The organism is Erysipelatoclostridium sp. MSK.7.34 (assembly GCF_019041935.1).
GTDB classification, from domain to species: Bacteria; Bacillota_I; Bacilli_A; order Erysipelotrichales; family Coprobacillaceae; genus Thomasclavelia; species Thomasclavelia ramosa.
The window spans coordinates 1-21,846 of the sequence record NZ_JAHPYJ010000008.1 but is presented as its reverse complement, the minus strand read 5'-3'; the positions used below and the strand labels follow the sequence as shown (position 1 = coordinate 21,846).

Here is a 21,846-nt window from a genome sequence, read left to right as displayed (position 1 = left end):
GTATCTTTATATAACTTAGTATATATTGTTTATAAAAAGATTGTAGATTATTTCATAAAATGAAAAAATGACTGGAAACCAGTCATTTTCTACTATTTATTTAATTCGATTTTAGCAAGTTCTTTAGCTAAACCAATATAAGAAGCCGGTGTCATATCAACTAAAGTTTGACGATCTTGATCTGATAAGATATCCAGACTTTCAGCAAATTTTAGAATATCCTCTTTAGAAATACTTTTACCTCTTGTTAAAGCTTTTAAAGTATCATAAGCATCAGGTACTCCATACTTTCTTAACATTGTTTGAATTGGTTCTGCTAATACTTCCCATTTTTCATTTAAGTCACTAGCTAGTTTGTCTTTATTAACTACACACTTAGCCAACCCATTCATCGTTTCATTGATGGCTTGTAAAGAATACCCAAATGCTAAACCTAAATTTCTTTGACTTGAAGAGTCTGATAAGTCTCTTTGCATTCTTGACTTAGGAAGTTTATTAGATAAAGCAATACAGATATTATTAGACATATCAATATTAGCTTCACTGTTTTCAAAGCGAATAGGATTTACTTTATGTGGCATAGTACTGCTTCCAACTTCACCTTTAACTGGAATTTGTTTAAAGTATTCCATTGAAATATACAGCCACATATCAACATCAAAATCGACTAATACATTATTGAAATGACGAATACCATCCAAAATATGACAAGTATAATCATGACTTTCAATTTGAGTAGTCAATGGGTTAAATGTTAAACCTAAGTACTCTTCAACAAATTTTTTTGCTAAAACTTGCCAATCTTCATTAGGGAAAGCCGTTAAAATAGCACTATAGTTACCTGTTGCACCATTGAACTTAGCTTTGATTTTAACTGCTTCAACATTTTCAATACTAGACAAAAAACGATAAGCATAAACTTTAAATTCTTTACCAATTGTTGTTGGTGTTGCAGGTTGTCCATGAGTATGCGCCAACATAGCATCATTACTATGTTCTTCAGCCCATTTATCAATGATAGCTGCAAATTCTTTAGCTTTTGGTAACCATACATCTTTTAATCCATATTTTAGCATGCAAGCATATGAAGTATTATTAATATCTTCAGATGTACAACCAATGTGAACAAAGCTTTGTAAATATCCAAATCCTAAAGCATCAACTTTTTCATCAATAAAATACTCCACTGCTTTAACATCATGGCGTGTTGTATTTTCAATTTCTTTAATTCGAGCAAAAGAGTCGTAATTAAACTCACTTGAAATAGTAGTAAGTTTATCCATATCTTGTAAATCAAATTTAGCTAAAACGTCACTTTCAACATTTTCAATTAAGAACTTTAGCCATTGAATCTCAACGAAAACTCTATATTTAACTAATGCATATTCAGAGAAATATTCTCCTAAAGCATCTTTAACACCTGAATAGCGACCATCTAATGGACACAGGGTTAGACATTCAAATTCTTGTTTTTCCATTCTATTTTCCACCTTTAAAATAATCTACACCAGCTTCGAATAATTTTTGGTCCATTTCACCATAAACATTTTTAAAGCGGTTTTCACCTTGACGCTCACTATGTCCCATCTTACCAATAACACGTCCATCTAGAGAAACAATTCCTTCAATCGCATACATTGAACCATTAGGGTTGTATGGTGTTTGCATTGTTACCTTACGATTAGGATCAACATATTGTGAGAACACTTGTCCATTTTCAAACAATTCTTCAATCACTTCCTCAGGAGCTACAAAACGCCCTTCTCCATGACTTACTGGAATTGTATGAATATCATCAACATTGACATATTTTAACCATGGTGATTTAACACTTCCAATACGCGTATCAACCATCTGAGAAACATGGCGACCAATTGTATTGAATGTTAATGTTGGATCATCTTTAGACATTTCTTGAATTTTACCATATGGTAATAATCCTAATTTAACTAATGCTTGGAATCCATTACAAATTCCGATCATTAAACCATCACGATTATCTAATAAATCCGTAATTGCTGCTTTTAAACGTGGATTCTTCAATACTGTGGCAATAAATTTACCAGAACCTTCAGGTTCATCGCCAGCACTAAAACCACCTGGTAACATTACAATATTAGCTTGTTTAATGGCAACTTCTAATTCATCAATTGAATCTTTAAGCATTTGTTCAGTCTTATTTCTAATTAAAACTAATTGAACTTTAGCTCCCGCTTTTTCAAAAGCACGTTTTGAATCATATTCGCAGTTAGTTCCTGGGAATACTGGAATAACAACTAGAGGTGTTTCTACTGTTACTTTTGGTTTAAGATCTGATCTTGTTTTACAAGCTGCCACTTTGATTTTACTAGTAGGTGCTTTTTCTCTTGTTGGATATACTTTTTCTAGAGGCGCTTTATTAATTGCATAAGCTTCATCTAATGAAATTGTTTCACCACCATAAGATAATAATTCACTATCATTAGTAGTTCCAACAATACGATAATTATCAAAGATACTTAAATCTTTTTCAGATTTAACCTCAATAATAATATTACCATAATCACGCACTATGTAGCTTTCAAGACTATTTTCATTATTAAAAGCTACTCCAACACCATTACCAAAAGCCATTTTACTAACGGCTTCAATAACACCACCATCTTTAACAGTATAAGCACTATAGATTTTCTTATCTTTCATTAATTCCATAATCGCATCGTATTGTTTTTGAAGATGATTAAAATCAAATATATGATATTGATCTTTATTAATAATAATTTCAGCTAAAACATGACCAGTTTCTTTAATTTCAGGTGTCATGATATCATTAACATCTCCACTTGTAATAGCAAAAGAAACTAGAGTTGGTGGTACATGTAAATCTTCAAAAGATCCTGACATACTGTCTTTTCCACCAATTGAAGCTAATTTTAACGCACTTTGAACACGGTATGCCCCTAATAAAGCAGCCGTTGGTTTTCCCCAAGTAATTGGGTTGTCTAGAAGTTTCTCAAAGTATTCCTGGAATGAAAATCTAATTGTATGATAATTTCCACCCATAGCCACAATCTTCGCTACCGATTCAACAATTGCATACATTGCTCCGTGATATGGTGACCATTTTGAAATCAATGGATTATAACCATAAGTCATAACTGAAGCTGTTGTTGTCTCTTTTCCTAACACTGGAATCAATGCTGCCATTCCTTCAGTTTCAGTATGATATTTAATTCCACCAAATGGTGATAATACTGTTCCATTACCAATTGAAGAGTCAAATCTTTCAATTAACCCTTTTTGTGAAGCAACACTTAATTTTGATAAAGTTTCTTTCACAGTTTCAACAAAACTAGTTTGTGACTGTTTATCAAAAGGTGTCTTTTCAAAATCTGGTAAAGTGATCTTAACATTTTGATAACGTTTAGCGCCTGCAGCATCAAGAAAATCACGAGAAATATTAACAATATCTTCACCCATATGTTTCATTACTAATCTGTTTTGATCAGTAACCACTGCAACTTGAACTACTTCTAGGTTTTCTTTAGCACACTCAGCTTTAATGAAATCCGCATCTTTTTCATCAATTACAATAGCCATTCGTTCTTGTGATTCAGAAATAGCTAACTCTGTTCCTGTTAACCCTTCATATTTTTTCAAGACTGCATCTAAATCGATTACTAATCCTGGAGCTAATTCACCAACGGCAACACAAACACCACCAGCTCCAAAGTCATTACAACGAACCACTTTTTCACTAACTTCTTTATTTCTAAATAAACGTTGAATTTTTCTTTCTTCAACCGGGTTTCCTTTTTGAACTTCAGCCCCAGCTGTTTCAATTGATTTAACATCGTGAGATTTAGAAGAACCTGTCGCTCCTCCAATACCATCACGTCCAGTACGACCACCAATCAATAAAACTATATGATCTTTTAAAGGTTCTAGACGTTTTACTTGTTCTTTTGGTGCCGCTGCAACAACTGCTCCTAATTCCATTCTTTTAGCTACATATCCGTCATCATAAATTTCATGAACATAACCTGTAGTTAACCCAATTTGGTTACCATAAGAAGAAAAACCATGGGCAGATTCTTGACACAATTTACGTTGAGGTAACTTACCAGCCATTGTTTCTGCTAATGATTTACGAGGATCTCCAGCCCCTGTAATCCGCATACTTTGATATACATAAGCGCGACCAGATAACGGATCCCGGATTGCTCCACCTAAACAAGTAGCAGCTCCACCAAATGGCTCAATTTCAGTTGGATGGTTATGTGTTTCATTTTTAAACATTAATAACCATTGCTCATCACCATCAGTTGTATGTACCGTAATCTCAACTGAGCAGGCATTAATTTCTTCAGATACTTCCAAATCATCTAAATAACCAGTTTTACGTAACTCTTTCATTGAGATTGTGGCTAAATCCATCAATGTTAAAGGTCGTTTTGTATCAATACCATAAACTAAATGACGACTAGTTTTATAATCCTCAATATCCTTTTCTAAGATCTCTTTAAAAGCTCCATTTTCAATATCTAAATCTGTAATAACTGTTGCAAATGTTGTATGCCGGCAGTGATCAGACCAATAAGTATCTAATACTTTTAATTCAGCTTCAGTAGGATCTCTTTTTTCTTCATTTTTAAAATAATCTTGAGTTACTTTTAAATCTTCATAGTTCATAGCCATACCATTGTCAGTTAAGAACTTTTCAAGATCGGTTTTATCTAATTCATTAAACCCATTAATTGTAGGCACCGGTTTAATTTCTGGAGCAACATCATTTAAATCAGCTGGTTTTTCTAAACTAGCAAGACGCTGATCAACAGGATTAATCAAGAAGCTTTGAATCTTCGTCAAAATTTCATCTTTATCGCCTTTAAAAGTAATGGCAAATACCCGTGCACATTTAACTTTAGCACTACTATTCCCTGTTAAAATAGCAAAGCATTGTTCACATGAATCTGCTCTTTGATCATATTGACCAGGTAAAAATTCGATTGCAAAAACTACTTCTTGATTATTAGTAGGAAATTCTTCTTGATAAACATCGTCGACCATTGGTTCAGCCAAGATAGTGTTGATTCCTTGTTTTAAAATGCCATCACTAACTCCTTGAACATCATAACGGTTGATAATTCTTAAGGTATCAATTTCTAACCCTAATTGTTCAATTAAATTATGTTTAATTTCGTTTGCTTCTGTTGCATACGCTGTTCTTTTTTCAACGTAAATACGCTTTACATCACTCATTTTCATCCCCCTATCTAAGTCCGATATCACTTCGGTAATATTTGCCTTCAAAATCAATCTTTTTTGCTACCGCATAAACTTTTTCACGAACCTCATCTAATGAAACTCCTGTAGCACAAATATTTAAGACCCGACCACCATTAGTAACTAATTTTCCATCTTTGATTGCTGTCCCCGCATGGAAAACAACACAGTCATCACAGTCATCAATATTCTCTATTTCAATTCCTTTTTGATAATTACCTGGATATCCTCCACTTGAAAGAACTAAACAAGCAACGTGTTGATCATTCCATTTAACTTCAACATCTTTTAAAGTTTTTGTAGCACAACCAACCATGATATCATATAGATCACTATCTAAGCGAAGCATAATTGATTGTGTTTCAGGATCACCAAAACGAACATTAAATTCTAATACTTTCGCTTTACCATCTTCAATCATTAAACCAATAAATACAACACCGCGATAGTCCATATTATCATCTTTTAATCCTTGCATAAAAGGATCAAGAATATCTCTTTTAATTACCTCATCCATACCTTCTGGCATAAATGGATTTGGTGAAACAGTTCCCATACCACCAGTATTAGGACCCTTATTCCCATCAAAAATTTGTTTATGATCTTTAGCACTTACCATTGGAACAATTGTTTCTCCATCTGTAAAACAAAGAAGTGAACATTCAAATCCGGTTAAAAATTCTTCTAAAACAACTTTACTTCCTGCTCCATCAAGACTTCCGTCAATCATCATTTCTTTTAAAGTTACAGTAGCATCTTCATGGTTGTCAACAATAACGACTCCTTTTCCTGCTGCTAAACCATCAGCCTTAATAACTAACGGATAATCAAATTCGCTAATTGCTTTAACGGCTTCATCATAACTATTAACTTCTTTATATTTAGCAGTTGGAATACTGTGTCTAATCATAAAGTCTTTTGAAAAAGCTTTACTACCTTCCAATGTAGCTGCATGTTTAGTTGGCCCAAAAGCCATTAACCCGGCTGCCTCTAAATCATTTGCTAGACCATTACAAAGTGGTACCTCTGGTCCTATAACAGTTAAATCAATTTGATGTTCTTTAGCAAAATTAACGATCATTTCATTATCTTCAACCTTACCATCAATACACTCACCAATTTTAGCAATTCCCGGATTCCCTGGAATCGCATAGATTTTATCTACCTTACTGCTTTGATTCAATTTATACGCAATGGCGTGTTCACGACCACCACTACCAATTACAAGTACTTTCATATATTCTAGGCCTTTCTATTAATGTCTAAAATGTCTGTATCCAGTAAATACCATTGGGATACCTTTCTCATTACAGAAATCAATTGAATCTTGATCTCGAACCGATCCCCCTGGTTGGACGATTGCTCCAATTCCAGCTTTATATGCTACCTCAGCACAATCGCTAAATGGGAAAAAGGCATCACTAGCAAGAACTGCACCTTTAAAATCTTTATCTTTATTATTGATAATCGCATTTTCTAAAGCCCAGATTCTTGATGTTTGTCCACCACCAACAGCCAATGTAACACCATCTTTAACGATACAAATAGCATTTGACTTTACAAATTTAACGACCCGCATACCAAATTCCATATCTTTAAGTTGAGCTTCTGTAGGTTTGGCAGTTGTTACACAATTCATTTCTTTAATCATTTCAGTATTGATATCTTGAACTAAAACTTTACCCTCTAAATATTTAATATCATATTTAGCTTCACGCGCATATAGATTTTTAAGTTTTAAGATTCGTAAATTTTTCTTTTTCTTCAATACTTCTAAAGCATCATCATCAAAGTCAGGTGCAGCTACGATTTCTAAGAAGATCTTATGCATTTCTTCAGCCGTTTTTTTATCGATTTTATAATTTACTGCTACAATTCCGCCAAAAATACTTTGAGGATCAGCCTCATAAGCTTTCATATAAGAATCATAACCATCTTTGCCAATCGCTACCCCACAAGGAGTTGAATGTTTAATCGCAGCTGTAACAATTTGATCTTTAAATTCACGTACTACGGCAATAGCACCATATAAATCATTAACATTGTTGAAAGAAATTTCTTTACCGTGTAATTGTTCATAATCCAATAAAGTTTCTTGCACAAATGGATCAACATAGCCGTTAGCTCTTTGTTGAGAATTTTCACCATAACGCAAATGTTCCGTTTTCTTTAAGGAAATGTTTAAAGTATCTGGGAAATCATCCCCTACAACACCTGCAAAATAACGAGAAATCATCGCATCATAAGCGCCAGTAGTTGAAAATGCTTTATATGCAAGATTTAATCTAAAATCAAAATCATCAGTTTTATCTTTGATTGCAGTTAAGACGTTATCATAATCAGCAGGATCGGTAACGATTAAAACATCTTTAAAATTCTTTGCTGCTGAACGAATCATCGATGGTCCCCCAATATCGATATTTTCAATCATATCTTCCATCGGTTTACCAGCTTTTAACGCTTTTTCAAATTCATATAAATTAACACAAACCACATCAATTGGTTGGATGTCCATTTTTTTAACTGTGTCAACGTGTTCTTGAAGATCACGACGGAATAATAATCCACCATGAACTTTTGGATGTAAAGTTTTAACTCGACCATCTAAGATTTCAGGAAATCCGGTTACATCATCAATTGCAATACATGGTACATTTTCTGCTTGTAATTTAGCCATCGTTCCCCCAGTGGAAACAATTTCAAAACCTAAATCTACTAGGCCTTTACAAAAATCAACGATACCATCTTTATTAGTAACACTAACTAATGCTCTTTTCATTTTAAATCACCTTAGCCCTTTCATTTTCAACAATAATTTTACCATCACAAAATAAAGCAACTGCTTTAGGTAAAATGCGATGTTCAATTTCTAATACCCGTGCTTGGATATCTTCAGCATTATCTAAATCATCAATATTGCACGCCTCTTGAAGAATAATCGGTCCTCCGTCAACCTCACTACTAACAAAATGAACTGTTGCACCAGTCACTTTTACCCCTCGCGCTAAAACTTTTTCATGAACATGCATTCCATAATGCCCTGGTCCACAAAATGATGGAATCAATGAAGGATGAATATTAATAATTTTATTAGGATAAGCATCAATCAATACATCCGTAAGGATCGCTAAATATCCCGCTAAAACAACTAGACCAACATTGCGTTCTTTTAACATTTTAACAATTAATTCATCATCTTTACGCACTACAGCAGTTTCAATTCCTGCCTGTCTTGCACGTTCAAGTCCATATGCATTCTTACGATTAGAAATAACGATTGCAATTTCACCATTGATGCTGTTATTTTTAACAGCATCAATGACCGATTGCAAGTCTGTTCCTCCCCCAGAAACAAAGACAGCAATTTTTAGCATAATTGCACTCCTTTGTCACCTGCTTCAATACTTCCAATAATATAACATTCATCACCTGCTGCTTTAATTGCCGCCATACTAGTTTCAATATCAGCTGGATCTAACGCAATGACCATACCTAATCCCATGTTAAATGTGTTATACATCATTTCCTCTGCAATATCACCTTTTTTAGCAATCAGATCAAAAATTGCGGGTACTTTATAGCTATCTTTTTTAATAACTGCTTTTACTCCATCGGGTAACATTCTTGGGATATTTTCATCAAAACCACCACCAGTTATATGAGAGCAGCCTTTTATTCTTACCCCAGCATCTTTAACATTTTTTAATGCTTTTACATAAATTCTAGTTGGTGCAATTAGGGCTTCGCCTAATGTTTTTCCAAGTTCATCATAATATGTATCTAAGGTTTCTTTATTCATCTCAAATACGTTTCGAACTAATGAGAATCCATTACTATGAACTCCACTTGAAGCAATTCCCACTAAAACATCACCTGGTTTAATGTTTTCACCATTAATAATATCTTTTTTATCAACCACCCCGACTGCAAAACCAGCTAGATCATAGTCGTCTTCAGGCATTAATCCAGGATGTTCCGCTGTTTCACCACCAACTAAAGCACAACCAGATTGTTTACAGCCTTCAGCAACCCCACTTACGATCGTCGCAATTTTTTCCGGATAGTTTTTTCCACACGCAATATAATCAAGGAAGAACAATGGTTCTCCACCTGAACAGGCAATATCATTAACACACATTGCAACTGCATCAATACCAATTGTATCATGTTTATCCATTACAAAAGCAAGTTTTACTTTTGTTCCGCATCCATCAGTTCCTGATAAAAGAACAGGTTCATCCATATCTTTGATTGCACTTAAATCAAATGCTCCTGCAAAACCACCAAGACCACCTAAAACCTCCGGACGCATTGTTTCCTTAACGTGTTTTTTCATTAATTCAACTGATTTGTATCCTGCTTCAATATCTACTCCAGCCTTTTTGTAATCCATTTTTTAATCTCCTTTATTATTTTTGCATTCTTGCTAATACTGCTTTATAAGTTTCGATTAAATCACCAATATCTTGTCTAAATACATCTTTATCGTATTTTTGATTAGTTTCAACATCCCATAAACGACAAGAATCTGGAGAAATTTCATCAGCTAACAAGATTTGACCATCAGGTGTTTTCCCAAATTCAATTTTAAAATCAACTAATTTTAAATTTAAGCTTAAGAAAAATTCCTTTAATAATTCATTTATTTTTAATGTTTCTTGTTTAATAAAATTATATTCTTCTCTTGTACATAGTTTTAAGGCAACTGCGTGATCTTCATTAATCAATGGATCACCATAATCATCATTTTTATAACTTAATTCAAAAATTGGTTCGTCTAAAACGATTCCTTCAGGAGCTCCTAATCTTTTACAAAAAGACCCTGTTGTAATATTTCTAATAATTACTTCTAATGGGAAGATATCAACTTTTTTTACTAAAATATCTCGTTCATTTAATTTCTTGATCATATGAGTTTTAATTCCTGCTTCTTCTAACATATCAAAGATAATGCAAGAAATTGTATTGTTTAAAACTCCCTTACCTTCAAACTGATCATGTTTTACACCATTTCCAGCAGTTGCGTCATCTTTATAATGAATCAAATATTCATCTTCTTTATCTGTTTTGTAAACTTGTTTTGCTTTTCCTTCATATAATAATTCTGCCATTTTGATTTCTCCTCTTATCTTTTATTTATATTTTGCAATAACTTCTTCATTAGCACTCATTGCTTGCTTTTCCATATCTTTACGATATGCTAATAACTTTTCTTTAATCTTATCATGTTTGATTGCCATGATTTGTAACGCCAAATATGCAGCGTTCTTGCTCCCGTTAATTGCCACAGTAGCCACAGGAATTCCTGAAGGCATTTGAACGATTGATAGTAACGCATCCATACCATCTAATGTAGCCCCGCTAATTGGTACCCCGATAACTGGCAATACTGTTTGAGAAGCGACAACTCCAGGTAAAGCTGCTGCCATTCCAGCCGCTGTAATAATTACTTCGGTTCCATCAGTTTCTGTTTCTTTAATAAATGTACTTAATCCTAAATGTGCCCGATGAGCTGAAAGACATCTTACATTTACTTCAACACCATAGTCTTTCAAAATTCCAATTGCTGGTTCAACCTTACTTAAATCGCTTGTAGAACCCATAATAATTGCTACTTTCATAATTTCTTCCTTTCTTTTTAAACCACTAAAAGTGACAATGAGTCACTTTTAGAATAAGCCTACTATCTTACCATCTTTATCAATGTCCATATTAACCGCTGCCGGACGTTTTGGTAATCCTGGCATTCTCATAATACTTCCAGAGATAGCTACTAAAAATCCTGCTCCAGCAGATGGGATAAGATCATTAATCTTAATCGTAAATCCCCTAGGGCGACCAAGCAGCGTCGGTTGATCAGATAAAGAGTATTGGGTCTTAGCTACACAAATTGGTAAATCAGCTAATCCTTGTGCTTCGTACTTTTTCATCTTTGTTAATACTTTTTTATCAAACGCTACTCCGTCAGCACCATAGATTTCTTTCGCGATAGTTTCAATTTTTTCTTTGATTGATAAATTTAAATCATATAATGGTTGATAATTAGCTTCTTTAGTATCTAAGATTTCTAATAGTTTTTCAGCAAGCTCGATTCCCCCATCAGCACCTTTTTCCCATACTTTAGAAATAGCTACATCAACACCCATTTTATTACATGTATCTTTTAATAATTGCAACTCTGCTTCACTATCAGTTGGAAAAGCATTGATTGCTACCACCGAAGGCAGGTTATATTTCGCAATATTTTCAATATGTTTTTCTAAATTTTTAATTCCTTTTGCTAAAGCTTCAAGATTTTCTGTGCCTAACTCTTTTTTATCAACACCACCATGCATTTTTAGCGCTCTAACAGTTGCAACGATCACAACTGCTTGAGGATCAAGATTAGCTTGACGACATTTTATATCTAAGAATTTTTCTGCTCCTAAATCAGCACCAAATCCTGCTTCTGTAATTGCATAATCACCTAATTTAATAGCTAATTTAGTTGCCATCACTGAGTTACATCCATGAGCAATATTAGCAAACGGTCCCCCATGAACAAAGACCGGCGTATGATCTAATGTTTGTACTAAGTTTGGTTTAATTGCGTCTTTTAATAATAAAGTAACTGCACCAGTTGCTTCAATATCATTTACTGTGACTGGATTTCCAGCATAGTCATAAGCAACGATCATTTTACCTGCTCGTTCTTTTAAATCTTCAAGGCTCGTTGCCAAACATAAAATTGCCATTACTTCACTAGCGACAGTAATATCAAAACCGTCTTCTCGAGGCATTCCATTGACTTTTCCGCCAAGACCACAGATAGTATTACGTAAAGCGCGATCATTTAAATCAACAACTCTTCTCCAAACAATATTACGTACATCGATATTTAGAGGATTTCCCTGATGAATAGAGTTATCAAGCATTGCCGCAATAAGATTATTAGCAGCAGTGATTGCATGGATATCACCAGTAAAATGTAAATTAATATCTTCCATTGGAACTACTTGTGCATATCCTCCACCGGCAGCTCCACCTTTGATCCCAAAACATGGCCCTAAAGATGGTTCTCTCATTGCCACAACTGATTTTTTTCCTAACTTATTTAAGGCTTGAGACAATCCGATCATCGTTGTCGTCTTACCTTCCCCAGCTGGAGTAGGATTAATTGCAGTAACCAAGATCAATTTTCCATCAGGATTGTTTTCCAGCCGATTAATCGCCTCAAGTGCAATCTTGGCTTTATACTTACCATATAATTCTAAATCATCATCTTCTAAACCAACCTTTTTAGCAATCTCACTAATTGGTTTCATCTTTGCACTTTGTGCAATTTCAACATCAGTTAACATAACGCCACCCTTTCAAATATAATTTTTAAATAAACATTCTAAGGTCACCAATAATCAAAACAAAAATACACCTAATTTATATCATATTTCGGCTTTTTTCTCAACCAGTACAGTTGTTTTAAAACCACTCTTTTCGCCCTCAAAACAAGCAATTTGACCAAAGAATTAAAAAAGAGCCTACACTCGTCCAGACTCTTGCCCAGACGGTCGGCTCTTACATGATTATACTCCCTGTGGTTAATTCCACTTCCGTCAGTCGTATAACTATTTGCATAATATCATTTATTGATTCAAGATTCAAGCATTTACAAAAAAATTGTCGCATTTTAAACTCAACAAAAATAATTGATAATAAAAATAATTACTAACGGAATTATCATTATAAACAACTCTTTGATTAAAATAGCATCATCACGGCTTTCTAACTTATCTTTGATGGTCTGTTCTGTATCAATTTGACGAGTTGGATAACCAACAAAACCACCACAACAAAAAGCTAAAACACCAATAAAAATAAATAAACAGATAATATTTAAAGTACCTTTACTGATACTATTAGCAAAACGGCTTCCCAATAAGCCAACCAAGAAAACAATATAACCACTATAAAGAAAATATACTAATTTGCGCTTCATAATTATCACCTTCTATGTTAATTATAAAGATAATATAATGAGATTACAAATATTATATATATTATTTTATAATAAAAGATGGTTTTATCCCATCTTCTAGTAACTATATTTTTGTATTTTAGTTAGTACTCTCTCTTTTTCATTACCTTCTAAAATTATTGGCTGATAATTATTTCGTCCTTTAACCGAGGTAACTGAACAAGGAATAATTTCGTGACTATCTCCAGTATAAACACCATCAGTGAAATTCATTGTAATTGAGTAAATCATTGAATCTGTATCACTAGGATTGCGATTTCCACCAAAACAAAAGTTTCCTAATGAATAAACGATTTGTTTTCCATTATATTCTTCTGTTCCTTGAACAACATGCGGATGTGAACCCATAACTAAATCCGCACCACTATCTATTGAAAATTTTGCTAACTCACGCTGATCACTATTCGCATAGTATTCCCGCTCAATTCCCCAGTGATAAAAAACGACTACGGCATTAGCTCCCTGGTTATTTTTCAAGTCATTGATTGCTGCTTTAATTGTTGCACGCCCTTTTTCGTTATTCATTGATAAAGACATTGAACGATACCCCAAAAAGCCAATTTTAATTCCTTTAATTTCCTTGACACATGACGTTTCATAGCCAAAATAGCCAATTCCCTTTTCATCAAGTACTTGCTTAGTATCCGTCATCCCTTGTTCATAATAATCTTCTGAATGATTATTGGCAATAGAGACCAGCTCAACACTACCGCTAGTTAAAATATTAACATATTCTTTTGGTCCGCTAAAAGGAAACTGTTTTTCTACATGTGAAGTCGCACTTGTCAATGGGCCTTCAAGATTAACAATTGTAAGGTCATCATTTTCGAAAACATTTTTGACATTCTTAAAAAAATATGTAGCATCATTTCCCTGTTTGGCATACTCTTGATTAAACGATCCATCATAAGCTTGTCCTGCATAATTTCCCAATGTACAATCCCCTGCAAAATTTAATTTAATACTAGTATTGACAGGCTCTTTTTCTTCTGTTTTTTCTTCTTTCTTGACTGTTTCTTCTTTTTTATTCTTTTGATTCGATGATGAGCAGCCAACCACTAAAAGTAACATCATCAAACAAATTAATATTTTCTTCATCTTTGCTGCACTCCTTTGTCCATTAGTATATCATATAATTAGATTCTTTTACATTAGATAAAACTTTGTTATAATACATCTTGGGAAGTGAAAACAATGATAAAAGAAATAAACAATAAAATGGATTATGATCACCTTTTAACTGAAAGTGATCCTAATATTAATTTAGTTAGAGATTACCTAGAAAATGGCGCTCTGTATGGCTTTTATTTAAAAGACGAACCAGTTTCATTCATTGCAGTAGAAATAATTGATGGCGAAGTTGAAATCAAAAATCTCCTTACATTAAGTGAACATCGTGGTCACGGCTATGCCAAAGCATTAATCAAATTTATTGAAGAAACGTACAATTCATATGATACTTTTCTAGTTGGTACTGCAAATTCCAGTCTTGAAAATATCACTTTTTATACACGTTTAGGATATGTTTATAGTCATCGGATTGAAAATTTCTTTATTGACTATTATCCTAATAAGATAATTGAAAACGGAATGCAGGCAACCGATTTAATGTATTTTAAAAAAAGTCGACAAGGCTTAAATTAAGAGCAAAGACATATTTGATATAATTATCTTTAAATAGCCAAGGCAAATAACCAAAATCTATTTAAGAGGGAATCATATCATCTAAACACTTTGCTTTTTTATTTATTATGATGTTTTTAAATCAGTATCTATGTTAGAATATTAATATAAGGCTGGTGAGAAAGATGATTGAACTTCCTGAAGCATATGCAATTGCTGATGACTTGGAAAAAGAAATACTTGGTAAGACTATAATTGATCTCGGGGGTAACTACACTGATCATAAATTTACTTTTTATGAAGGAAATCCTAATTCATACAAGGAATTATTAGTTGGTAAAAAAGTAACAGGTATTATTAAGCGAAATTACTATGTTGAAATAGTAATTGAGAATTACCGTTTAACCTTTCGTGACGGCGCTAATATTCGCTACTACCAAAAACCAACTAAATTAAAAAAAAGCAAATTACTAATTACTTTTGCTGATCAAAGTTTCATCAATGTAACAACATCAATGTATTGTTTTATTGGACTTTTTGATCAAATAACAGGATCAAATAATGAATATTATCAAACAGAATTAACCAGTATTGGTCCTTTAGATCAAGAATTTACTCTTAATTACTTTAAAACATTAATTACTGATGAAACTGAAAAACTCAGTATCAAAGCCTTTTTAGCAACTAAGCAAAGAATTTTAGGGATTGGTAATGGTGTTGCTCAAGATATTATGTTTAATGCCAAACTCTTTCCCAAACGAAGGATTAAGACATTAAATGAACAAGATATAAAAAATTTATATGATGCGATTATTAGAACTCTAACAAAGATGGTCGAAAACCACGGTCGAGACAGTGAAAAAGATATATACGGAAATTCTGGTGGTTACAAAACTATCTTATGCGCTAAATCTTATAAAAGTGGTTGCCCAATCTGTCACTGTGAAATAAAAAAAGAACAATATCTAGGTGGTAGTATCTATTATTGTCCTAATTGTCAAAAATAAAAAAGTAAGATAGAAATTAATCCAAGGGCTGTCAGGTAGATACACAAAACAAATAAAATTTTTAACCCGGCTAACTTAGTGATATGCTCCCACCTCCATAGATACCCATTTGGTTATTTCGTGTGTCTACTTTAGTGGAATCATCATATCATGTTTTCATCTACTTTTTTATCTTTCTGTTTAAATCAAAATAAAAACCTGTTTATTTTCAATCAGTTATAGCATTCATCTAATCACTTGAACTTAAATCTTTTATCTTCCATAAAGGATTTTCGTGAAGGATTTCCTTCAACTCGAAAAATCCTTTTATTTTTCACATCATATATGACCGACCAAACTGTATCCTTTCCTGTTTTTCGATCGTACTGACAAATATAACCATACCTACCTGATAATAAAGCAGCCGCATCATTAAAATCGTTGATTTTATCAGTTAAAATCGCTTCTTTGATAGTTTGATAGCGCTTTTGAGCTTGCCAATTATCAATAAGATGATTATTATATTCCCGCATTGCTTCACTGAAGAACCAGTTAGTTGCAAAAGCATTCTGATTATTTCTATTGATTTTAATTTGTTTACTATTGCACTCAATCAATGCAATATCACCACCAGTATCAACCAGTGTAAAAGTTTGACTTGAAGCAATCGGTAATGTATTCAACAATTGAATTACTTCATCAACTGTTTTACACTTCTCCAAAAATAGCCGCAGCATCATTCCGGCATTTAGCCCCAGTTGTTTTACAGTCGGATAAACAGCAGTTAATCCAATTGCTAAACCATACTCGTTGATACCATCTTCCATCTCAACGCACGCTGTAGTGTTGCCATTAAACGCATATGAATCATTAGTAAATTGATATATACAATTAGTATACAGTTTTTCAATTTTTGTTAAAAAATCACTATTTCTTCCAAATAAGATTTCATTTTCATTTCTAAAAGCAAAACAAGAACAATGTACTTCTGAAACAATGCAGTACATACTCAACAAAACAGCACAAATACTTTTAAATGAACATTTTTGTCCATCAGCAATTCCCCTTATTTCTTCAATAATCTCTGGGAAAAATTTTTGATAAATCGGTAAACATTGTAAAGCAAAATCATAGTGCTCTAAAGTAATTTCAAAGGGTACATTAGTTAAAAACAGTTGCTTATGTTTTAATAAATTTCTCCCCCACTTAAATCCAATCTGATAATGTTCTCCTTTAAATCTTGAATGATACATAATTTTTCGCTCCTTTTTATAAGAGCCACCGGTAACTCATAATCCAAGCATAAATCAATAAAATTTTATTGTCAATGAATTAAATTTATTAAATCAATTACCCGTTTTACTTATTAAAAATCATGAAATTATCTATTTAAAGGCAAATATAATCACTCCTATGATAAAAAGAGATAGCGGAGCAATTAAAAACTAAAATCAAAATAGCTAACGTACGTTTAGGAAAACTACTATTTATTAAAGACTTTAATATAAATTTTATATCTAATTTTCGATTATCCGCATAAACACTATACTTTCAAGTATTTTGAAGTATAGAAAAAACTCATTTTACCACGAATTTACCACGATTGAATGAGCCTTGATATGACCTATAAAATAACACCCAAAAGACATCATTACACCTAAATGGTGTCTTTTTAAAAAGCAGTCAATCCTAAAACTAACTGCTTTGTGTATATGGATATGAAATTGTAAACTAGAAGCTGTTTATTTTTTCTTTTTAGGTTTTGGCGTTGGTAGTTCATCATACATCACATCAAATAACCCCGTCAGAAAATCTTTATTATCAACTTCTTCCACCAATAACATTTCTTTGGCGTTTTCGTATGGAATTTCATAAGTAACTGTCGGCATATAAGAAATTGCAGACTTTGTTGGTTTTACAAGTAACCTATCATCATATATACCGCCAACGATTTTTCCACGATAATAAATAATAAATTCTCCCATCATTGCACGATATGTTATTTCTTGTAATTCTGATAATTGTTCTAAAACAAATTGTAAATAATCTTTACTTGAAGCCATTTCCAACCCTCCAATCTTGAATTTTATTATTCCAATGCTTTCTTTAAGTCCAGAACAAATTGCTTTTGTTGTTTTTTCAAATAGGTTTTTACAAAAGGTTTCATAAACCACTTTTTAGGTATCACATTTTCTGTAAAGTCTATTTGTGTTTCATTCCCTTTGTCTATAAAAACACCAATCCAATGACCTTTCATGTTGCTATTCTCCATATCAAATTCCCAGCGTTTATATGGTTCTGCAACGGTAACGGTAAATGTAGTAGCATATCCATTTTTTGTGTATTCAATAAATTGTTTGTCATTTATTATTTCTGTTTTGCTCAAATCACTTCGCCATGAGTTATATTTATCAACAGCTAAAACAATGTTCCAAACTTTTTGAATATCATTACTAATAATTGTATTTATATTTGAAATTGCCACTTTTTCATTTCCCCTTTTCAAACTGGAATTTGTCTTACAACAATTTATATATGCATAAAAAGCAATATATTTATGAAAACACCCTAAATCCAAAATCTACTCAATTCATTTTTCCTTACATAAAATGTTCTCGTATATTTCACTTCCTCACCAAGTGTTTCCCCTATCAAAACTTCAAAATCATTGATATCAAATTCTGGAAAGAATGTATCTCCATCTTCAATATTTAAATCTACTTCTGTGATATACATTTTATCTACTATTTGCAAAGCTTCCTTAAATAGTCCATATCCACCAGATATGTATACATCTCGTCCTTTAGCCAATAATAATGCATCTTCTAATGATTTAACTGAAACTAAATTATCTCCTTGATACTCTGTTGTGGTGGAAACAACAATATTCATTCTATTAGGCAACGGATGACCGATTTCTTCATAAGACTTTCGCCCCATAATAACCACATTACCCGTTGTTAACTCTCTAAATTGCTTTTGTTCTCCCTTTATTTTCCATGGTATATTACCATTCTTGCCTATAACATTATTCTTTGACCTCGCAACAATCAAACCTATCATCTATTTCATCCTCCATAATATGATGTCGTACCTGTGATTCCATCAAGTGCACCACATCTTAACAAACTCAAAATTATCTCGAACTAACCAGCTCGACAAATTCAAGTTTGTCGCTTTCTTCATATCCACATTATATCATTTTCATATCTGCACCACAATAAAATTTTATGCACCGATAATCTTACTGAACAGCTCTAACAAACACCATTTCATCACTCCAATCTGAAATTTAGGTATGAAAAAAGCAGTCAATCCTAAGACTAACTGCTTTGTGTATAGAGATATGAAATTGTGAAATAGAATTTGCCTATTTCAAATCAAAAAGAGAATTTTCATAGTCCTTTACATAGTATCGTATATTTTTACGCCCCTTTTGAATAATGGTATGTCCCTCTGCTTCTAATTTTTCTTTCTGTGCTTCAATACCATTTGGATATTTAGCATTTAATTCTCCGTTTGCTTTTAATGTTCTCCAATAGGGTGTTTCATCTTCGGAACGCTGATAACTCGCCCACGCTACAATAGAAACAAATATACCCGCTGTAATCGGCTCTGTAAAATCTGCACCACTCAATTTTGCAAAGTGTTCTCGTATTTTTCCAACCGTAATCACTTTACCATACGGAACTTTTTTCATTACTTTGTCATAGTCAATCGGGGGAGCAAAATACATTTTGTTTCCACCATATTTCTCAATACTTTTCTGGTCTATGATAATTTGAAATTTTGGCATATCCTTACTATCATGCAACATAGCATTAAAATCTTTTTTATCTTCATTTGCCATTTGTGCCACCTCCTACTTTAAGGATAGTCTGTTTCTTATTTCCATGCAATGAGGCTGTTTGAAAATTATTAACACTTTCAAATTTGTCGCTTTCTTCATATCCATATTATAACAGTTCCATATATCCGCCACAATAAAAATCAGCATACCCTTAGCATTTATGGAACAAAAATGCACACTTTTTCTTTCTTCCTCTTGATTACCCCACAACAGAAAAGAAAAAGCCCTGTCAAGAGCCTTGCCACCATTGGTGGTGCTTTGCACTCTTTACTGGGCTTTTTGTTTGCTGTATCTTCCATGCAAGAGGAAATTAAAGACCTCTGTTCCATTTCGCCTTTAGATAATCTTCATAGTCTGCTTCATTGAAGTCTACTTGTGGAGAAGTGTCGGGAATGTTGTTTCTGTTGTCTATATCCGCAAGCTGACGAAATATCCAATCATCATAAGGGTCATGGTATTTATACTCTTTGGGCTGTTCTCTGTATCGGTCTAACCCTCGCATTTCCTTATGTACTTTTATCATGCGTTCCAGTTTTTGACGCTGTATCAACTGCTTGATTTCCATAAGTTCTTCCAACTCCGTAACCTCATTGGTAATGTAGTTATGGATATACTGTATGAGTTTATATGCCTTGTAAAATGTGCATTCTTTTTCATCATCGAAAAATTCATTTTCAGACAGGTAATCTAAGGAAACATTGAAGTCTTGTTCCCGTTTGATAATATCCATGATATAGGGCTCGGTGTGGTCAATATACTTCCATTCTCCCGACAATAATTCATTGGGTGTTACTCCCAGCACGTCCATTATCTTTTCCAGCGTATCAAAGGTAGGATAATTCACGCCACGTTCAATCTTGGAAAGGCTCTGCATATTGATACCGATTTTGTCCGCAAGTTCCTGTTGTTTCATTCCTCTATGCTTTCTTATGGTCTGTATGTTCTCTCCTAAGAAACTGATTTTCTTTTCGTAATGCTCCATGACTTAGTATAATCACTCCTTTCGTTGCTTTTCTTGGTATTTATAAGCATATCATACTTAATATATATCTAAAAGTCAACAAAAACTTCTTGACAAGTAATTCTAATGGCGTTATTATCGTATCAGATAGAGTGATTAAGCACGCTAGGGTCAATCACACGCTTGAGTAAGCATAGAAAAGATATATTTTCACTTTGATAGCATGAATAGGCATGGACTATCAGACCGAAAATAAGGTTTCTGACTGGGGCTGTTCCGTTTAGCCACGAGCCTTACAAGGCTCGTGAGCGTTAAGAACGGGACAGGCACAGGAAGAAAGGAACGCCTTTCGGCGTTCGCAGAGGGCGTATATGTAACACCGCCCTGCGCATACATGTCATAGTACCTAGAAACTGTGATAAATAAAGGACAAAACGCTATTTTTACCCCGCAAAAAAACGGGGCATACGAAAGGAGTAATGCACTATAACTACACACAAAAATTTATCCGTTAAGATTGATTACATCAGCATTGTATTTGATACTGCAACCGCAGAAGATGTTATCATGCACATTTTAGGTTTACCGACTGACATTTTCAATGTCTATTCGGCAAGCGTTAAATTCAAGACCTATCAAGCACGCTGGCAGATTGGAGATATTTATGTATCGGGGGACGCAAGAAAAACAGAGGACAACCCACAAGGGTTAGGCTGTTATCTTGTTATGACCGGCAGAGGTTGTGATGATATTTTCCGTATTCTCGACAGTAGGAATTATACCTTTGGGGATATGTTCCGACGTTGCGAGCGAAGATACGGACTGGATAACTTCCATTTCACAAGACTTGATATTGCCATTGATGATAGGAACGAAAAGCCATTTTTTACCATAGAGCAGATAAAGAAGAAATGCGAAAAAGAGGAATTTATCTCCAATAGTGAGGGCTACCACTTTGATGAAAGCAAGTTTGACGATTTCGACACCGCAAAGACTGTTTATATCGGTGCTGGAAAATCTGGATTATCCTACCGCTTTTATGATAAGGATAAGGAAGTCTGTTTAAAACATAATAAGACGCTTGATGAAGTCGGCAGTTGGAAACGGACAGAAATGCAACTGCGTGATGATAAGGCTCATGCTTTTG

At 33.5% G+C, this 21,846-nt stretch carries 20 protein-coding genes and 1 riboswitch; of the genes, 3 read left to right on the top strand and 17 right to left on the bottom strand.

Annotated elements, in window-relative coordinates:
• Positions 1 to 92: 92 nt before the first annotated feature.
• The 11 genes from purB to KTF99_RS07200 form a co-directional block, all read right to left on the bottom strand.
• Positions 93 to 1,478, bottom strand: coding sequence for an adenylosuccinate lyase (purB, locus tag KTF99_RS07250; protein ID WP_008791642.1), 1,386 nt, complete (start codon positions 1,476 to 1,478; stop codon positions 93 to 95).
• Between the two features lies 1 nt (position 1,479).
• The gene (locus KTF99_RS07245; RefSeq protein WP_029480127.1) at positions 1,480 to 5,241 is read right to left on the bottom strand and encodes a phosphoribosylformylglycinamidine synthase; all 3,762 of its coding nucleotides are present in this window, start codon (positions 5,239 to 5,241) and stop codon (positions 1,480 to 1,482) included.
• Between the two features lie 10 nt (positions 5,242 to 5,251).
• Positions 5,252 to 6,502 carry a phosphoribosylamine--glycine ligase gene (gene purD / locus KTF99_RS07240; RefSeq protein ID WP_009300242.1) on the bottom strand — a complete coding sequence of 417 codons (1,251 nt, stop codon included), beginning with the start codon at positions 6,500 to 6,502 and terminating at the stop codon, positions 5,252 to 5,254.
• 18 nt (positions 6,503 to 6,520) lie between these two features.
• A complete protein-coding gene (purH, locus tag KTF99_RS07235) occupies positions 6,521 to 8,044 on the bottom strand; it encodes a bifunctional phosphoribosylaminoimidazolecarboxamide formyltransferase/IMP cyclohydrolase (protein WP_003537602.1) in 1,524 nt (507 codons plus the stop codon).
• 1 nt (position 8,045) lies between these two features.
• A complete protein-coding gene (gene purN, locus KTF99_RS07230) occupies positions 8,046 to 8,639 on the bottom strand; it encodes a phosphoribosylglycinamide formyltransferase (RefSeq protein ID WP_003537601.1) in 594 nt (197 codons plus the stop codon).
• Positions 8,633 to 9,658: a phosphoribosylformylglycinamidine cyclo-ligase gene (gene purM, locus KTF99_RS07225; RefSeq protein ID WP_003537600.1), complete on the bottom strand. Its 1,026-nt coding sequence runs from the start codon at positions 9,656 to 9,658 to the stop codon at positions 8,633 to 8,635. Before purM ends, purN begins: the two co-directional genes overlap by 7 nt.
• A gap of 16 nt (positions 9,659 to 9,674) precedes the next feature.
• Positions 9,675 to 10,376 (bottom strand): phosphoribosylaminoimidazolesuccinocarboxamide synthase, encoded by a 702-nt coding sequence (gene purC / locus KTF99_RS07220; RefSeq protein ID WP_003537599.1) that lies wholly within the window; start codon positions 10,374 to 10,376, stop codon positions 9,675 to 9,677.
• Positions 10,377 to 10,397: 21 nt separating this feature from the next.
• The gene (gene purE, locus KTF99_RS07215) at positions 10,398 to 10,886 is read right to left on the bottom strand and encodes a 5-(carboxyamino)imidazole ribonucleotide mutase (RefSeq protein WP_003537598.1); all 489 of its coding nucleotides are present in this window, start codon (positions 10,884 to 10,886) and stop codon (positions 10,398 to 10,400) included.
• Positions 10,887 to 10,934: 48 nt separating this feature from the next.
• On the bottom strand, positions 10,935 to 12,605 hold the full coding sequence (locus KTF99_RS07210) for a formate--tetrahydrofolate ligase (RefSeq protein WP_008791638.1): 1,671 nt from the start codon (positions 12,603 to 12,605) through the stop codon (positions 10,935 to 10,937).
• Positions 12,606 to 12,795: 190 nt separating this feature from the next.
• Positions 12,796 to 12,875: riboswitch (ZMP/ZTP riboswitch) on the bottom strand.
• Positions 12,876 to 12,937: 62 nt separating this feature from the next.
• Positions 12,938 to 13,240 (bottom strand): hypothetical protein, encoded by a 303-nt coding sequence (locus tag KTF99_RS07205; RefSeq protein ID WP_003537596.1) that lies wholly within the window; start codon positions 13,238 to 13,240, stop codon positions 12,938 to 12,940.
• A gap of 96 nt (positions 13,241 to 13,336) precedes the next feature.
• A complete protein-coding gene (locus KTF99_RS07200) occupies positions 13,337 to 14,377 on the bottom strand; it encodes a CapA family protein (RefSeq protein WP_029480141.1) in 1,041 nt (346 codons plus the stop codon).
• Positions 14,378 to 14,473: 96 nt separating this feature from the next.
• Between KTF99_RS07200 and KTF99_RS07195 the strand changes: the two genes are divergently transcribed.
• Positions 14,474 to 14,923 (top strand): GNAT family N-acetyltransferase, encoded by a 450-nt coding sequence (locus tag KTF99_RS07195; RefSeq protein WP_003537594.1) that lies wholly within the window; start codon positions 14,474 to 14,476, stop codon positions 14,921 to 14,923.
• 164 nt (positions 14,924 to 15,087) lie between these two features.
• Complete coding sequence (locus KTF99_RS07190; RefSeq protein ID WP_029480145.1) at positions 15,088 to 15,909, top strand: formamidopyrimidine-DNA glycosylase; 822 nt, start codon at positions 15,088 to 15,090, stop codon at positions 15,907 to 15,909.
• Positions 15,910 to 16,142: 233 nt separating this feature from the next.
• On the opposite strand, the gene KTF99_RS07185 is transcribed toward KTF99_RS07190, so the two are convergent.
• The 6 genes from KTF99_RS07185 to KTF99_RS07160 form a co-directional block, all read right to left on the bottom strand.
• On the bottom strand, positions 16,143 to 17,141 hold the full coding sequence (locus KTF99_RS07185; RefSeq protein WP_029480146.1) for a C45 family autoproteolytic acyltransferase/hydolase: 999 nt from the start codon (positions 17,139 to 17,141) through the stop codon (positions 16,143 to 16,145).
• A 489-nt stretch (positions 17,142 to 17,630) separates the two neighbouring features.
• Positions 17,631 to 17,951 carry a TfoX/Sxy family protein gene (locus KTF99_RS07180; RefSeq protein WP_004612621.1) on the bottom strand — a complete coding sequence of 107 codons (321 nt, stop codon included), beginning with the start codon at positions 17,949 to 17,951 and terminating at the stop codon, positions 17,631 to 17,633.
• A gap of 26 nt (positions 17,952 to 17,977) precedes the next feature.
• The gene (locus KTF99_RS07175) at positions 17,978 to 18,373 is read right to left on the bottom strand and encodes an SRPBCC family protein (RefSeq protein WP_010775277.1); all 396 of its coding nucleotides are present in this window, start codon (positions 18,371 to 18,373) and stop codon (positions 17,978 to 17,980) included.
• 83 nt (positions 18,374 to 18,456) lie between these two features.
• Positions 18,457 to 18,951 carry a trimethoprim-resistant dihydrofolate reductase DfrF gene (gene dfrF, locus KTF99_RS07170; protein ID WP_002322211.1) on the bottom strand — a complete coding sequence of 165 codons (495 nt, stop codon included), beginning with the start codon at positions 18,949 to 18,951 and terminating at the stop codon, positions 18,457 to 18,459.
• A 307-nt stretch (positions 18,952 to 19,258) separates the two neighbouring features.
• Positions 19,259 to 19,738, bottom strand: a complete 480-nt coding sequence (locus KTF99_RS07165) for an MGMT family protein (protein WP_002322212.1) — start codon at positions 19,736 to 19,738, stop codon at positions 19,259 to 19,261.
• Between the two features lie 310 nt (positions 19,739 to 20,048).
• The gene (locus tag KTF99_RS07160) at positions 20,049 to 20,720 is read right to left on the bottom strand and encodes a helix-turn-helix domain-containing protein (RefSeq protein WP_002322214.1); all 672 of its coding nucleotides are present in this window, start codon (positions 20,718 to 20,720) and stop codon (positions 20,049 to 20,051) included.
• Positions 20,721 to 21,266: 546 nt separating this feature from the next.
• Between KTF99_RS07160 and KTF99_RS07155 the strand changes: the two genes are divergently transcribed.
• A partial coding sequence (locus KTF99_RS07155; RefSeq protein WP_254210105.1) for a replication initiation factor domain-containing protein occupies positions 21,267 to 21,846 on the top strand: 580 nt, incomplete at its 3' end.

What these genes read in the sequence shown, in the direction of transcription:
- purB (WP_008791642.1), bottom strand. Translation starts at nt 1,478, where the DNA reads ATGGAAAAACAAGAATTTGAATGTCTAACCCTGTGTCCATTAGATGGT.
- KTF99_RS07245 (WP_029480127.1), bottom strand. Translation starts at nt 5,241, where the DNA reads ATGAGTGATGTAAAGCGTATTTACGTTGAAAAAAGAACAGCGTATGCA.
- purD (WP_009300242.1), bottom strand. Translation starts at nt 6,502, where the DNA reads ATGAAAGTACTTGTAATTGGTAGTGGTGGTCGTGAACACGCCATTGCG.
- purH (WP_003537602.1), bottom strand. Translation starts at nt 8,044, where the DNA reads ATGAAAAGAGCATTAGTTAGTGTTACTAATAAAGATGGTATCGTTGAT.
- purN (WP_003537601.1), bottom strand. Translation starts at nt 8,639, where the DNA reads ATGCTAAAAATTGCTGTCTTTGTTTCTGGGGGAGGAACAGACTTGCAA.
- purM (WP_003537600.1), bottom strand. Translation starts at nt 9,658, where the DNA reads ATGGATTACAAAAAGGCTGGAGTAGATATTGAAGCAGGATACAAATCA.
- purC (WP_003537599.1), bottom strand. Translation starts at nt 10,376, where the DNA reads ATGGCAGAATTATTATATGAAGGAAAAGCAAAACAAGTTTACAAAACA.
- purE (WP_003537598.1), bottom strand. Translation starts at nt 10,886, where the DNA reads ATGAAAGTAGCAATTATTATGGGTTCTACAAGCGATTTAAGTAAGGTT.
- KTF99_RS07210 (WP_008791638.1), bottom strand. Translation starts at nt 12,605, where the DNA reads ATGTTAACTGATGTTGAAATTGCACAAAGTGCAAAGATGAAACCAATT.
- KTF99_RS07205 (WP_003537596.1), bottom strand. Translation starts at nt 13,240, where the DNA reads ATGAAGCGCAAATTAGTATATTTTCTTTATAGTGGTTATATTGTTTTC.
- KTF99_RS07200 (WP_029480141.1), bottom strand. Translation starts at nt 14,377, where the DNA reads ATGAAGAAAATATTAATTTGTTTGATGATGTTACTTTTAGTGGTTGGC.
- KTF99_RS07195 (WP_003537594.1), top strand. Translation starts at nt 14,474, where the DNA reads ATGATAAAAGAAATAAACAATAAAATGGATTATGATCACCTTTTAACT.
- KTF99_RS07190 (WP_029480145.1), top strand. Translation starts at nt 15,088, where the DNA reads ATGATTGAACTTCCTGAAGCATATGCAATTGCTGATGACTTGGAAAAA.
- KTF99_RS07185 (WP_029480146.1), bottom strand. Translation starts at nt 17,141, where the DNA reads ATGTATCATTCAAGATTTAAAGGAGAACATTATCAGATTGGATTTAAG.
- KTF99_RS07180 (WP_004612621.1), bottom strand. Translation starts at nt 17,951, where the DNA reads ATGGCTTCAAGTAAAGATTATTTACAATTTGTTTTAGAACAATTATCA.
- dfrF (WP_002322211.1), bottom strand. Translation starts at nt 18,951, where the DNA reads ATGATAGGTTTGATTGTTGCGAGGTCAAAGAATAATGTTATAGGCAAG.
- KTF99_RS07165 (WP_002322212.1), bottom strand. Translation starts at nt 19,738, where the DNA reads ATGGCAAATGAAGATAAAAAAGATTTTAATGCTATGTTGCATGATAGT.
- KTF99_RS07160 (WP_002322214.1), bottom strand. Translation starts at nt 20,720, where the DNA reads ATGGAGCATTACGAAAAGAAAATCAGTTTCTTAGGAGAGAACATACAG.